Annotated in this window: 12 protein-coding genes; all 12 read left to right on the top strand. The window is 73.2% G+C overall.

Translation table 11 applies throughout. From position 1 onward, the window contains the following. Positions 1 to 39: 39 nt before the first annotated feature. The 12 genes from ACWGKI_RS04835 (at position 40) to nuoL (ending at position 13,486) form a co-directional block, all read left to right on the top strand. On the top strand, positions 40 to 402 hold the full coding sequence (locus ACWGKI_RS04835) for an NADH-quinone oxidoreductase subunit A (RefSeq protein ID WP_380245149.1): 363 nt from the start codon (positions 40 to 42) through the stop codon (positions 400 to 402). 135 nt (positions 403 to 537) lie between these two features. Beyond that, positions 538 to 1,089, top strand: coding sequence for a NuoB/complex I 20 kDa subunit family protein (locus ACWGKI_RS04830; protein WP_380245150.1), 552 nt, complete (start codon positions 538 to 540; stop codon positions 1,087 to 1,089). Next, positions 1,086 to 1,895, top strand: a complete 810-nt coding sequence (locus ACWGKI_RS04825; protein ID WP_452185106.1) for an NADH-quinone oxidoreductase subunit C — start codon at positions 1,086 to 1,088, stop codon at positions 1,893 to 1,895. Before ACWGKI_RS04830 ends, ACWGKI_RS04825 begins: the two co-directional genes overlap by 4 nt. Beyond that, positions 1,892 to 3,238: an NADH-quinone oxidoreductase subunit D gene (locus ACWGKI_RS04820; protein ID WP_380245152.1), complete on the top strand. Its 1,347-nt coding sequence runs from the start codon at positions 1,892 to 1,894 to the stop codon at positions 3,236 to 3,238. The genes ACWGKI_RS04825 and ACWGKI_RS04820 overlap by 4 nt, the downstream gene beginning before the upstream one ends. Further along, entirely contained in the window at positions 3,235 to 4,191 is a 957-nt protein-coding gene (gene nuoE, locus ACWGKI_RS04815; RefSeq protein ID WP_452185104.1) for an NADH-quinone oxidoreductase subunit NuoE, read from the top strand. The genes ACWGKI_RS04820 and nuoE overlap by 4 nt, the downstream gene beginning before the upstream one ends. Beyond that, positions 4,184 to 5,518: an NADH-quinone oxidoreductase subunit NuoF gene (gene nuoF, locus ACWGKI_RS04810; protein ID WP_380241981.1), complete on the top strand. Its 1,335-nt coding sequence runs from the start codon at positions 4,184 to 4,186 to the stop codon at positions 5,516 to 5,518. The genes nuoE and nuoF overlap by 8 nt, the downstream gene beginning before the upstream one ends. Further along, a complete protein-coding gene (locus tag ACWGKI_RS04805; protein WP_452185102.1) occupies positions 5,518 to 8,199 on the top strand; it encodes an NADH-quinone oxidoreductase subunit G in 2,682 nt (893 codons plus the stop codon). The genes nuoF and ACWGKI_RS04805 overlap by 1 nt, the downstream gene beginning before the upstream one ends. Then, positions 8,196 to 9,557 carry an NADH-quinone oxidoreductase subunit NuoH gene (gene nuoH, locus ACWGKI_RS04800; RefSeq protein WP_452185100.1) on the top strand — a complete coding sequence of 454 codons (1,362 nt, stop codon included), beginning with the start codon at positions 8,196 to 8,198 and terminating at the stop codon, positions 9,555 to 9,557. The genes ACWGKI_RS04805 and nuoH overlap by 4 nt, the downstream gene beginning before the upstream one ends. After that, entirely contained in the window at positions 9,554 to 10,339 is a 786-nt protein-coding gene (gene nuoI / locus ACWGKI_RS04795; RefSeq protein WP_452185096.1) for an NADH-quinone oxidoreductase subunit NuoI, read from the top strand. The genes nuoH and nuoI overlap by 4 nt, the downstream gene beginning before the upstream one ends. Next, entirely contained in the window at positions 10,336 to 11,232 is an 897-nt protein-coding gene (locus ACWGKI_RS04790) for an NADH-quinone oxidoreductase subunit J (protein ID WP_380241972.1), read from the top strand. Before nuoI ends, ACWGKI_RS04790 begins: the two co-directional genes overlap by 4 nt. After that, positions 11,232 to 11,531 carry an NADH-quinone oxidoreductase subunit NuoK gene (nuoK, locus tag ACWGKI_RS04785; RefSeq protein WP_380241969.1) on the top strand — a complete coding sequence of 100 codons (300 nt, stop codon included), beginning with the start codon at positions 11,232 to 11,234 and terminating at the stop codon, positions 11,529 to 11,531. Before ACWGKI_RS04790 ends, nuoK begins: the two co-directional genes overlap by 1 nt. Positions 11,532 to 11,554: 23 nt before the next feature. Further along, positions 11,555 to 13,486: an NADH-quinone oxidoreductase subunit L gene (gene nuoL, locus ACWGKI_RS04780; RefSeq protein ID WP_452185093.1), complete on the top strand. Its 1,932-nt coding sequence runs from the start codon at positions 11,555 to 11,557 to the stop codon at positions 13,484 to 13,486. The last annotated feature ends 11 nt before the right edge of the window (positions 13,487 to 13,497 follow it).

The raw sequence follows: 13,497 nt of genomic DNA, 5'->3' as shown, positions 1-13,497 counted from the left end.
GGCAGGTCCGAGCGCGACGGCGCGGACGGGGGCGGCACGATGACGAACCCGTACGTGCCGGTCCTCATGCTCATGGGCGTCGCCCTGGTCCTGGCCGTGGGCGGTGTGGCGGCGAGCGCCGTCATCGGCCCGAAGCGCTACAACCGGGCCAAGCTCGACGCGTACGAGTGCGGCATCGAGCCGACGCCGCACGCGGTCGGCGGCGGGCGCCTCCCGGTCAAGTACTACCTGGTCGCGATGACGTTCATCGTCTTCGACATCGAGGTGGTCTTCCTCTACCCGTGGGCGGTGGACTTCGCCGCGCTCGCCGGCTTCGGCCTGGTGGCGATGCTGTCGTTCCTCGCCCTCATCACCGTGCCCTTCGTCTACGAGTGGCGGCGGGGCGGCCTCAGCTGGGTGTAGCAGCACCCGCACGACCAGCACGACCAGCACGACCAGCACCACCAGCACCACCAGCACCACCCAGGACGACACGGCAAGACGGACGGCGACGGTGCCGGGCAGATCCGGCACCGATGCTCACGAAGGGGAGGGTTCATGGGCCTGGAAGAGGCTCCGTCGGGCTTCCTGCTCACGACGATCGAGGACCTGGCGGGCTACCTGCGCAAGGCGTCCGTGTGGCCGGTGACGTTCGGGCTGGCGTGCTGCGCCATCGAGATGATGGCGGCCGGCGCGTCGCGGTTCGACCTGTCTCGGTTCGGCATGGAGGTCTTCCGGGCGTCGCCGCGGCAGGCGGACCTCATGATCGTCGCGGGCCGGGTGAGCCAGAAGATGGCCCCGGTCGTGCGGCAGGTCTACGACCAGATGAGCGAGCCCAAGTGGGTGCTGTCCATGGGCGTGTGCGCCTCCAGCGGCGGCATGTTCAACAACTACGCGATCGTGCAGGGCGTGGACCACATCGTCCCGGTCGACGTGTACCTGCCCGGCTGCCCGCCGCGCCCGGAGATGCTCATCAACGCGATCCTCGCGCTGCACCAGCACATCCAGGACTCGCCGCTGGGCGTCAACCGCCGGGAGGCGGCCGCGGCCGCCGAGGCGGCGGCGCTCGAGGCCACGCCGACGTTCGAGCTCAAGGGGCTGCTGCGATGAGCGACGGCACGACGGCGGGGGGCGCGGCGGACAAGCCCGTCCCGCAGCCCGAGGGGGTGCTCGGCCCCCGGTCCGGGGAGCTGGTGCCCGGCAGCGAGCAGGCCGGCCGCGGCGGGCAGGGGCCGGAGGTCGTCGAGGTGCGCCGCGGCATGTTCGGCGTGCGGGGGTCGGGCGACACGTCCGGCTACGGCGGGCTGGTGCAGCCGGTCGCGCTGCCGGGCGCGGCGACGCGGCCCTACGGCGGCTGGTTCGACGAGGCCGTGGACGTGCTCGCGGAGGTGCTCGCGGCGTCGGGCGTCGCGTTCGACGACGCGGTGCAGCGGGTGGCCGTCGACCCGCAGGCCGACCCGCCCAGCCCGCACGCCGAGCTCACGCTGTACGTGGCGCGCGAGCACCTGGTGGCGGTCTGCCGGGCGCTGCGCGACGACCAGGACCTGCGGTTCGAGCTGAGCCTCGGTGTCTCGGGCGTGCACTATCCCGAGGACGCGGGCCGCGAGCTGCACGCCGTCTACCACCTGACGTCGGTGACGCACGGCCGACGGCTGCGCCTCGAGGTGGCGGTGGCGGACGCCGACCCGCACATCCCCTCGACCACCGCGGTGTACCCCACCAACGACTGGCACGAGCGCGAGACCTGGGACTTCTTCGGGATCGTCTTCGACGACCACCCGGGCCTGGCGCGCATCGAGATGCCGGACGACTGGCCCGGGCACCCGCAGCGCAAGGACTACCCGCTCGGCGGCATTCCCGTGGAGTACAAGGGCGCCACGGTGCCGCCGCCGGACACGAGGAGGCAGTACTCGTGACTACCACTGGCGCACCGCACGCCACCCGTCCCCCCACCGACGACTTCGACCCCGGCGTCCCGGGGTTCGAGGCGTCGGGCGGCGACTGGGACGAGATCGCCCGCGAGGCCGTGGGCGAGGAGCGCATCGTCGTCAACATGGGCCCGCAGCACCCGTCCACGCACGGGGTGCTGCGCCTCATGCTCGAGATCGACGGCGAGACGGTCACCGAGGCCCGGTGCGGCATCGGCTACCTGCACACCGGCATCGAGAAGAACATGGAGTTCCGCACCTGGACGCAGGGCACCACGTTCTGCACGCGGATGGACTACCTGGCGCCCCTCTTCCAGGAGACGGCGTACTGCCTCGCCACGGAGAAGCTGCTGGGCGTCACGGACGACGTGCCGGAGCGGGCGTCGATCATCCGGGTGCTCATGATGGAGCTCAACCGGGTGGCGTCCCACCTCGTGTGCCTCGGCACCGGTGGCAACGAGATGGGCGCGACCACGGTCATGACCATCGGCTTCACGGCGCGCGAGGAGATCCTGCGGCTGTTCGAGGCCGTCACGGGGCTGCGCATGAACCACGCGTACGTGCGGCCCGGCGGGGTCGCGCAGGACGTGCCGGAGGGCTTCGAGGCCCAGGTGCGCGCGGCGCTGCCGAAGGTGCGCCAGTACCTCGGGCAGCTCGGCGACCTCATGCTCGCCAACCCCATCTTCAAGGCGCGGCTCACCGACGTCGGCGTGCTCAACCTCGCCGGCTGCATGGCGCTGGGCATCACCGGCCCGGTGCTGCGCTCCACGGGCCTGCCCTACGACGTGCGCAAGGCGTTCCCCTACTCCGGCTACGAGACGTACGACTTCGACGTGCCGACGTCGACCGACGCGGACTGCTACTCCCGCGTCGTGCTGCGCATCGAGGAGTGCTACCAGTCGCTGCGGATCGTGGAGCAGTGCCTGGTCCGGCTCGAGCGCACGGCGGGCGCGCCCGTCATGGTGGCGGACAAGAAGATCGCCTGGCCGGCGCAGCTCGCCGTCGGCGCGGACGGGCAGGGCAACTCGCTCGACCACATCCGACAGATCATGGGCACCTCGATGGAGGCCCTGATCCACCACTTCAAGCTGGTCACCGAGGGGTTCTCCGTCCCGGCCGGGCAGGTCTGGCAGACGGTCGAGCACCCGCGCGGCGAGCTCGGCGTGCACGCGGTGTCCGACGGCGGCACCAAGCCGTACCGGGCGCACTTCCGCGACCCGTCGTTCAACAACCTCCAGGCCGTGTCGGTGATGTGCGAGGGCGGCCAGGTGGCCGACGTCGTCGTCGCCGTCGCGTCCCTGGACCCCGTGCTGGGAGGGGTCGACCGATGACGGCAGAACCCACGAGCGCCCGCTCGCAGGCCCGGTACGACGCCGACACGCTGGCGTCGCTCGCCGCCGACGCCGCGGCGATCAAGGCGCGCTACCCCGACCCGCGCTCGGGCCTGCTGCCGATGCTGCACCTGGTGCAGTCGGTGGACGGGTACGTGAGCCGGGACGGGATCATGTTCTGCTCCGAGCAGCTGGAGCTGACGCCCGCCGAGGTGAGCGCCGTCGCCACCTTCTACACGCAGTACAAGCGGCACCCCAACGGCACCTACACGGTGGGCGTGTGCACCAACACGCTGTGCGCCGTCATGGGCGGCGACGCCATCTTCGACGAGCTCAGCGACCACCTCGGCGTCGGGCACGACGAGACGACCGAGGACGGCGCGATCACCCTCGAGCGCGTCGAGTGCAACGCCGCCTGCGACTACGCGCCGGTCGTGATGGTGAACTGGGAGTTCTTCGACAACCAGACGCCGGAGACCGCGACGGAGCTGGCCGACCGGCTGCGCGCCGGGCAGGACGTGACGCCCACGCGCGGCGCGGCGTCCGTGTGCAGCTTCCGGCAGATGAGCCGCGTGCTGGCAGGCTTCCCCGACGGCCGCGCCGACGAGGGCGTGGGGGCGGGAGAGCCGTCGCTCGCCGGGCTCCGGCTCGCACGTGCTGCGGCGGCCGTCGACGACGCGGGGGCGGGGGATTCCTCGTCGCCGGGCGCGCCATCCGCCTCAGTCGTCCCTCCCTCGGCTCCCGCCAGGCCCGACCAGCCCGGCGGCGAGGAATCCCCCGCCCCCTCCTCGTCCTCTGCGGGCTCCGATGCCGACGTCCCGCCCGAGACCGGCGGGGAGCAGTCGTCGGCCGAGCGGCCGGCGACGGCGCCGGGGGACGAGAGCCCGGGGCGGTCGCCGTCGGGCGGCGACGCGAAGCCCGAGCCCGAGAAGGAGGGCCGCGGAGATGACTGACCTGATGCCGGTGCTCACGGACACGTGGGACGCGGACCGCTCGTGGAAGCTCGCCGCCTACGAGGCGGCGGGCGGGTACGCCGGGCTGCGCAAGGCCCTGACGATGGAGCCGGGCGACATCGTGCAGACCGTCAAGGACTCCGGGCTGCGCGGGCGAGGCGGCGCCGGGTTCCCCACAGGCATGAAGTGGGGCTTCCTGCCCCCGCCCGACGGCGGACCGCGCTACCTCGTGGTCAACGCGGACGAGTCGGAGCCGGGCACCTGCAAGGACATCCCGCTGATGCTGGCGAGCCCGCAGCACCTCGTGGAGGGCATCGCGATCACGAGCTACGCGATCGGCTGCGACCACGCGTTCGTGTACGTGCGCGGCGAGGTGCTGCACGTGTACCGGCGGCTGCTCGCCGCGGTGCAGGAGGCCTACGACGCCGGATTCCTCGGCAAGGACGTGCTCGGCTCCGGCTTCGACCTGGACGTCACCGTGCACGCCGGGGCCGGCGCCTACATCTGCGGCGAGGAGACGGCGCTGCTCGACTCCCTCGAGGGCAAGCGCGGCCAGCCGCGGCTCAAGCCGCCGTTCCCCGCCGTCGCGGGCCTGTACGCGCGGCCCACCGTGGTGAACAACGTCGAGTCCGTCGCGTCGGTCCCCGGCATCGTGGCTCGCGGGTCCGACTGGTTCGCCGGGATGGGCACGGAGAAGTCGCAGGGGCACGGGCTGTTCTCCCTGTCCGGCCACGTCACCCGCCCGGGGCAGTACGAGGCGCCGCTCGGCATCACCCTGCGCGAGCTGCTCGACCTCGCCGGCGGGATGCGGGCCGGGCACCAGCTGAAGTTCTGGACGCCCGGCGGCTCGTCGACGCCCCTGTTCACGGCGGACCACCTCGACACCCCGCTCGACTACGAGTCGGTCGCGGCGGCCGGCTCGATGCTCGGCACGCGCGCGCTGCAGCTCTTCGACGAGACGACGTGCGTGGTCCGGGCGGTCAGCCGCTGGACGGACTTCTACGCGCACGAGTCGTGCGGCAAGTGCACGCCGTGCCGCGAGGGCACGTACTGGCTCAAGCAGGTGCTTCACCGCATCGAGGCGGGCCGCGGCGAGGAGCGCGACGTCGACCTGCTGCTCGACCTGTGCGACAACATCCTCGGCCGCGCGTTCTGCGCGCTCGGCGACGGCGCGACGTCGCCCGTGACGTCGAGCATCCAGCTGTTCCGCGACGAGTACCAGGCGCACATCGACTCCCACGGGTGCCCGTTCGACCCGCGCGCGAGCGCCCTGTTCCCCTACACCCCCAAGCAGGCGCCGGCGCTCGCCGGGGCGGGAGGTCACTGATGACGGCGACCGTCGACAACACCGGCGCGGCGGGCGGCGGCCCGGTCGAGCGACCCGTGGAGACCGTCACGCTCACCATCGACGAGGTCGAGGTGACCGTGCCGAAGGGCACGCTCATCATCCGCGCCGCGGAGCAGGTGGGCATCCAGGTCCCACGGTTCTGCGACCACCCGCTCCTGGAGCCGGCCGGCGCGTGCCGCCAGTGCCTCGTCGAGGTCGCGATGCCCGACCGCGAGGGCAACGTGCGGCCCATGCCGAAGCCGCAGGCCTCCTGCACGATGACGGTGACGCCCGGCATGGTCGTCAAGACGCAGCGCACCTCCGCCGTGGCCGACAAGGCGCAGCACGGGGTCATGGAGCTGCTGCTCATGAACCACCCCCTGGACTGCCCGGTGTGCGACAAGGGCGGGGAGTGCCCCCTGCAGAACCAGGCGATGAGCAACGGCCGCGCCGAGACGCGGTTCGAGGACGTCAAGCGCACCTTCCCCAAGCCCATCGCGGTCTCCACCGAGATCCTGCTCGACCGCGAACGGTGCGTGCTGTGCCAGCGCTGCACCCGGTTCAGCGACGAGATCGCGGGCGACGCGTTCATCGCGCTGCAGGAGCGCGGCGCGCACCAGCAGATCGGCCGCTTCGACGAGACCGTGCTCGACTTCGCGCCGCCGCAGGGCGAGCTCCCCGAGGCCACGTTCGGGTCCGCCGCCGCCACGGCCGGCGGGCAGCCGTTCGCGTCGTACTTCTCCGGCAACACCGTGCAGATCTGCCCCGTGGGTGCGCTCACGGGCGCGGCGTACCGGTTCCGCTCCCGCCCGTTCGACCTCGTCTCGACCCCGGGGATCTCCGAGCACGACTCGTGCGGCTCCGCGATCCGCGTCGACCACCGCCGCGGCGTCGTGCTGCGCCGGCTGTCGGGGGAGGACCCGGCGGTCAACGAGGAGTGGATCACCGACAAGGACCGGTTCGCCTTCACCTGGCAGGCCGCGCCCGACCGCCTCACCACCCCGCTCGTGCGCGACCGGGAGCTCGCGGCCGACGGCCGCGTCGTGTCCCGCGGCGAGCTGCGGCCCGCGTCCTGGGCCGAGGCGCTCGAGCTGGCGGCCGAAGGCCTGGCCGCCGCCCGCGCCGCGGGCGGCGTCGGCGTCCTGCCGGGCGGCCGGCTCACCGTCGAGGACGCCTTCGCCTGGTCGCGGTACGCGCGCACCGTCCTCGGCACGGACGACGTCGACCAGCGGGCCCGCGTGGGCTCCGCCGAGGAGGCGGCGTTCCTCGGCCACGCGGTGGCCGGCACCGGCGTCGGGGTGACCTTCGGCGACGTCGAGGCCGCGCCGGCCGTCCTGCTCGCCGGCCTCGAGGCCGAGGAGGAGGCGGGGATCACGTTCCTGCGGCTGCGCAAGGGCGTGCGCAAGCACGGGACGAAGGTCTGGTCGCTGGCGCCGTTCGCCAGCCGCGGGCTGGCCCGCCTGGACGGCACCCTGCTGCCCGCCGCGCCCGGCACCGAGGCCGAGTGGCTCGGCATCCTCGCCACCCGCGCCGGCGGCGGCCTCGTGCCGGCCGACTCCGACACGGGCAGGACCGGGGAGGCGCTCGGCGCCGTCGCCGACGGGCTCGCCGGACCCGGCGCGCTGATCCTGGTGGGCGAGCGGCTCGCCTCCTCGCCCGGCGCGTACGCGGCGGTGCTGCGGCTCGCCGCCGTCACCGGTGCCCGCCTCGCGTGGATCCCGCGGCGCGCGGGGGAGCGCGGCGGCCTCGAGGCCGGCCTCCTGCCCGGCCTGCTGCCCGGTGGGCGGCCCCTGACCGACCCCGCCGCCCGGGCCGAGGTCGCCGCCGCGTGGGGCGTCGACGCCGGCGCCCTGCCCGCCGCCCCCGGCCGGGACGCCGCGGAGATCCTCGACGCCCTGTCCGTCGGACAGCTCGGCGGCGTCCTGGTCGGCGGCGTGGAGCTGGCCGACCTCCCCGACCCCGCGCACGCCCGCACGGCGCTCGCGGCCGCGGGCTTCGTCGTCTCGCTCGAGGTGCGCACGTCCGAGGTCACGCGGCTGGCGGACGTCGTCCTGCCGGTCGCCCCGCCGGCCGAACGGGCCGGCTCCTACTGGAACTGGGAAGGGCGCGTCCGCGCGTTCGGTGCGGCGCTGGAGAGCGCCGCGCTGCCCGACCACCGGGTGCTCGACGCGCTCGCCACGCACGCGGGCATCACCCTCGGCGCCGCCACGCCGCTCGACGCGCACCGGGCGATCGCGGCCCTGCCGGCCTGGGGCGGGGCCCGGGTGCCCGCCCCCGAGAGCGAGCCCGTCGAACCTCCGACCGTCCCGCCGGGATCCGCCGTCCTGGCCAGCTGGCACCTGCTGCTCGACGACGGCGCCCTGCAGGACGGCGAGCAGTTCCTCGCCGGCACGGCCAAGCGGCCCGTGGCACGGATGTCCGCCGCGACGGCCGCCGCCGTCGACGTGTACGACGGCGACCGCGTGACGGTCGCGACCGACCGGGGCGAGATCACCGTCCCGGTCGCGATCACCGACATGGTCGACCACGTCGTGTGGCTCCCGCTCGCGTCGCGCGGCTGCCGCGTGCACGACGCGCTCGGCGCCGCACCCGGCGACCTCGTCCGCATCGGGCCGCCCGTCGAGACCGTCGGCGCCGGCACGACCGCAGGCACGACCGACGCACAGGGAGGGGCCGCATGATCCCCGGAGTCGCCGCCGACTTCAGCAACGACTGGCTGTGGGTCTCGCTCATCAAGGCCGTGCTCATCGTCGTCTTCCTGCTCACGAGCGTGCTGTTCGCGATCTGGTTCGAGCGCAAGGTCGTGGCACGCATGCAGGTGCGCCCCGGCCCCAACTGGCACGGCCCCTTCGGCCTGCTCCAGTCGCTCGCGGACGCGATGAAGCTGCTGCTCAAGGAGGACGTCAGCGTCACCCGCGCCGACCGGGTCGTCTACCTGCTGGCGCCGATGATCTCCGTGTTCTGCGCGCTGCTGGTCTTCGCGGTCATCCCGTTCGGCCCCGAGGTGACGATCCCGTTCACCGACTACACGACGCCCGCCCAGCTCACCGACTTCCCGGTCGCGATCCTCTACGTGCTCGCGTGCGCGTCGATGGGCGTGTACGGCATCGTGCTCGGCGGCTGGTCCTCCGGGTCCACGTACCCGCTGCTCGGCAGCGTGCGCTCCACGGCCCAGGTCATCTCCTACGAGCTGGCGATGGGGCTCTCCCTGGTCAGCGTGTTCATCATGGCCGGGTCGATGTCGACGTCGCAGATCGTCGCGTCGCAGGCCGGCGTCTGGTGGTTCCTGCCGCTGCTGCCCGCCTTCGTCGTCTACGTCATCTCGATGATCGGCGAGACCAACCGCCTCCCGTTCGACCTGCCGGAGGCCGAGGGCGAGCTCGTCTCCGGGTACATGACCGAGTACAGCTCGATGAAGTTCGCCTGGTTCTTCCTGGCGGAGTACATCAACATGCTCAACGTCTCGGCCGTCGCCACCACGCTGTTCCTCGGCGGCTGGCGGGCGCCGTGGCCCCTGTCGGCGGTGGCCGACGGCATGCTCAACACCGGCTGGTGGCCGGTGCTGTGGTTCCTCGCCAAGCTCTGGCTCGTCATGTTCGTGTTCGTCTGGGTGCGCGGCACCCTGTTGCGCCTGCGCTACGACCAGTTCATGTCGTTCGGCTGGAAGGTGCTCATCCCGGTCGCGCTGTGCTGGGTCGTGGTGCTGTCCGTGTTCCAGTACCTCGGCCTCGCGGGCATCACCCGCACCCAGCTCATCACCGGCGTGATCGTCGCCGCCGCGGTCGTCGTCGGGCTGCTCTGGCTGTGGCCCGACCGCAAGGGCGCCACCGCCACGGCCGCCGCGTCCGGGTCCTCCGGGCCGCCCGGCGGCGCCCGCCGGACCGGCGGCGACTTCGACGCCTTCGCCGACGGGTTCCCCGTGCCGCCGCTGCCGGGCCAGACCCTGCCCCCGTCGCCCCGTGCGCGCCGGCACGTCCCGCAGGCCGCCGAGGTCCCCGCCACCGCCTCCGCCGTCGACCGATCCGAGGAGACGCGATGACCGACAAGCCCTACGAGCCGCTGCGCCCGAGCAAGGGGCCGCTGGGCGACCTGCTCGCCCCGGTCGCCGGGTTCGGCGTGACGTTCTCCTCCATGTTCCGGCCCACGGTGACGGAGCAGTACCCCCGCACCAAGACGCCGCCGCAGCGCCGCTACCACGGCCGCCACCAGCTCAACCGGTACGCCGACGGGCTGGAGAAGTGCATCGGCTGCGAGCTGTGCGCCTGGGCCTGCCCCGCAGACGCGATCTACGTGGAGGGCGCGGACAACGCCGACCTGGCCGACGGCGCCCACCTGTCGCCCGGGGAGCGGTACGGCCGCGTCTACCAGATCAACTACCTGCGCTGCATCTTCTGCGGGCTGTGCATCGAGGCGTGCCCGACCCGGGCGCTCACGATGACGAACGACTACGAGCTGGCCGGACCCGACCGGGCGGGGATGATCTACGAGAAGAAGGACCTGCTCGCCCCGCTCGCCGAGGGCATGCTCGCCGCCCCGCACCCCATGGTCGAGGGCACCACGGACACCGAGTACTACCGCGGCGAGGTCAGCGCGCCCACGGCCGAGCAGGTCGCCTGGGTGCGCGAGCACCGGCCCGACGACCCCTCCCTCGACGCCGCCGCGCGCGTCGTCCACGGGGACGCGCCGCCCCCCACGCCGCGCCGGCACCGCCTGCGCGGCAGCGCGACCAAGGCGGCCGTCGCGACCCGGCAGGCCGCCGAGGGCGGGCACGTCGGCAACGTCGGCAGCGTCGGCAACGTCGAGAGCGAGGCCCGGTCGTGACCGCGTCGGGCGCGGAGGCCGCGCTGTTCTGGGTGCTCGCGCCGCTCATGGTGCTCGCCGCGCTCGGGCTGCTGTTCGCCCGCAAGGCGGTGCACGCCGCGGTCTGCGTCATGTTCGTGATGGTCGGTCTGGCCATCCTGTACGTCGCGCAGGAGGCGTCGTTCCTCGGCGTCGTGCAGGTGGTCGTGTACACGGGCGCCGTGATGATGCTCTTCCTGTTCGTGCTCATGCTCGTGGGCGTCGACGCCGCCGACTCGCTCACCGAGACCATCAAGGGTCAGCGCTGGGTGGGCGTCCTGCTCGGCCTCGGGCTCGTCGTGGTGCTGCTCGGCGTGCTCGCGCAGGCGAAGTTCCCGCCCGCCGTCGGCCTGGAGACCGCCAACGCGGTCACCAACCCCGTCGCGCTCGCCCGGGTGCTGCTCGGCGACTACGTCCTCGCGATGGAGGTGGTCGGCGTCCTGCTCGTCACCGCGGCGCTCGCGGGCCTCGTGCTCACGCACCGCCGCCGGCTCAGCGTGCGGCCCACCCAGCGGGTGCTGGCCGCCGCGCGGGTCGCCGGCATCGAGCAGGGCCGCACGCTCACCCCCCTGCCCGCGCCCGGCGTGTACGCGCAGAACAACGCGATGGACACGCCGGCGCTCGGGCCGGACGGCGCGCCCCTGCCGCACTCGGTGCCCCGGGTGCTGCGCATCCGCGGCCAGGAGCGGTCCGCCACGGCCGTCCTCGCCGAGGAGGAGACGCTCGTGCCGCGCGACGACCTGCGCCTCATCGGCGTGGGGCCTGCCGGGGACACGACGGTCGAGCAGGCGGGCGACCCCGTGGCGACAGGCACGGCCGACGCCTCGGGCGGACGCCCGGCCGGCGCGGGCGACGAGGACGGGGAGGTGCGCTGATGGAGATCACGAACTACCTGGGGCTGGCCGCGATCCTGTTCGCGATCGGTGCGACGACGGTGCTGCTGCGCCGCAACGCCATCGTCGTGTTCATGGGCGTGGAGCTGATGCTCAACGCCACCAACCTCGCGTTCGTGACGTTCGCGCGCATCCACGGTGACGTGACGGGGCAGGTGCTCGCCTTCTTCGTGATGGTGGTCGCCGCCGCGGAGGTCGTCGTGGGGCTCGCGATCATCATCACGATCTTCCGCTCCCGCCGCTCGGCCTCGGTCGACGACGTCAACCTGCTCCAGAGCTGAAGGGCCCCGGTGACGACGCGATGATGCAGACTCTCTCCCTCGCCCCCTGGCTGGTCGCGGCGCCCATGATCGGCGCCCTGGTGCTGCTGGTCGCGGGCCGGCGCACCGACCGGTGGGGGCACTGGCTGGGCGTGCTGGCCAGCGCCGCGACGTTCGTCGTCGGGCTGGTGATGCTCCTCGACATGCTGGGCACCCCCGCGGACCAGCGGGTGGGCACCCAGACCGTGGGCACCTGGATCGACTCCGGCCCGCTGCACGTGGACGTCGGGTTCCAGGTGGACCCGCTGTCGATGACGTTCGTGATGCTCGTGACGTTCGTCGGCACGCTCATCCACGTCTACTCGGTGGCGTACATGGACCACGACGTCGACCGGCGCCGGTTCTTCGGCTACCTCAACCTGTTCGTCGCGGCCATGCTGCTGCTGGTGCTCGCCGACTCCTACCTGCTGCTCTTCGTCGGCTGGGAGGGCGTGGGCCTGGCGTCGTTCCTGCTCATCGGGTTCTGGGACGGCAGGCGCGAGAACGCGGTCGCCGGCAAGAAGGCGTTCGTCATGAACCGTGTGGGCGACATGGGCCTCATCGTCGCGATGATGTTCATGCTCGCGACCTTCGGGGCGGTGGACTTCGCGACGGTGCTGCCGGCGGCGGGCGAGGGGGCGACGGCGGCCGGCCAGGGCGTCATGACGGCGATCGGCCTCATGCTGCTGCTCGCCGCGTGCGGCAAGTCGGCACAGCTGCCGCTGCAGGCCTGGCTCGGGGACGCGATGGCCGGCCCGACGCCGGTGTCCGCGCTCATCCACGCGGCCACGATGGTGACCGCCGGCGTGTACCTGCTGGTGCGCTCCGGCCCGCTGCTCGAGGTCGCCCCCGACGCGCAGCTCGTCATCGCCGTCGTCGGCGCGCTGACCCTGCTGTTCGGCGCGATCGTCGGCTGCGCGAAGGACGACATCAAGAAGGCCCTCGCGGCGTCGACGATGTCGCAGATCGGCTACATGATGCTCGCCGCGGGCCTCGGCCCGGTCGGGTACGCGTTCGCGATCTTCCACCTGCTCACGCACGGCTTCTTCAAGGCGGGCCTGTTCCTCGGTGCCGGCTCCGTGATGCACGCGATGGACGACGACGTGAACATGCGCCGGTTCGGCGGCCTGGGCCGGCTGCTGCCGGTCACCGCGGTCACGATGGGCCTGGGCTGGCTCGCGATCCTCGGCGTGCCGCCGTTCTCCGGCTTCTGGTCGAAGGACAAGATCATCGAGGCGGCGTTCGTCGGCGAGGGCTGGCGGCCGTGGGTGTTCGGCACCGCGGCGCTGCTCGGCGCGGGCATCACCGCGTACTACATGTCGCGGCTGGTCTTCATGACGTTCCTGGGCCGCCGGCGCTGGGACGACGGCCGCGACGGGGCGGCGGACGACGGCCGCCCGGTGCGTCACCCGCACGAGGCCCCGGCGCTCATGACGTGGCCGATGATCGTGCTGGCCGTGGGGTCCGTGGCCCTCGGCGGGATCCTGGCGCTGGGGAACCGGTTCGTCACCTGGCTGGAGCCGGTGACCGGGCACGCCGAGCACCACGAGCCCGTCCTGCCGGTCTGGCTGCTCGTGACGGTCACGCTGCTGCTCGTGGCGCTCGGCATCGTGCTGGCGTGGCGCCAGTACGTCGTCGCCGCGGTGCCGGTGGACCCGCCGCGGGCCTCCGCCCTCGTGCGCGCCGCTCGCGTCGACCTGCACCAGGACGACGTCAACGAGTCCCTGGTCATGCTGCCGGGCCAGTACCTGACGCGGTCGCTCGTCTACACGGACCGCGCGGCGGTGGACGGCGGCTGGCTCGGGATGGCCGGCGGGATCGGGCGGCTCGGCGCGAGGCTGCGCCGGATGCAGAACGGCTACGTGCGCTCGTACGCCGCCACGATGCTCGGCGGCCTCGGGGTCGTGGGCGTCGTCGTGTGGGCGCTGGCGAGCTGACGGGGCCCCGC

Source organism: Isoptericola sp. NPDC055881 (assembly GCF_053615895.1).
The sequence above is the reverse complement of the archived record's forward strand: the minus strand, read 5'-3'. Positions and strand labels throughout refer to the sequence as shown.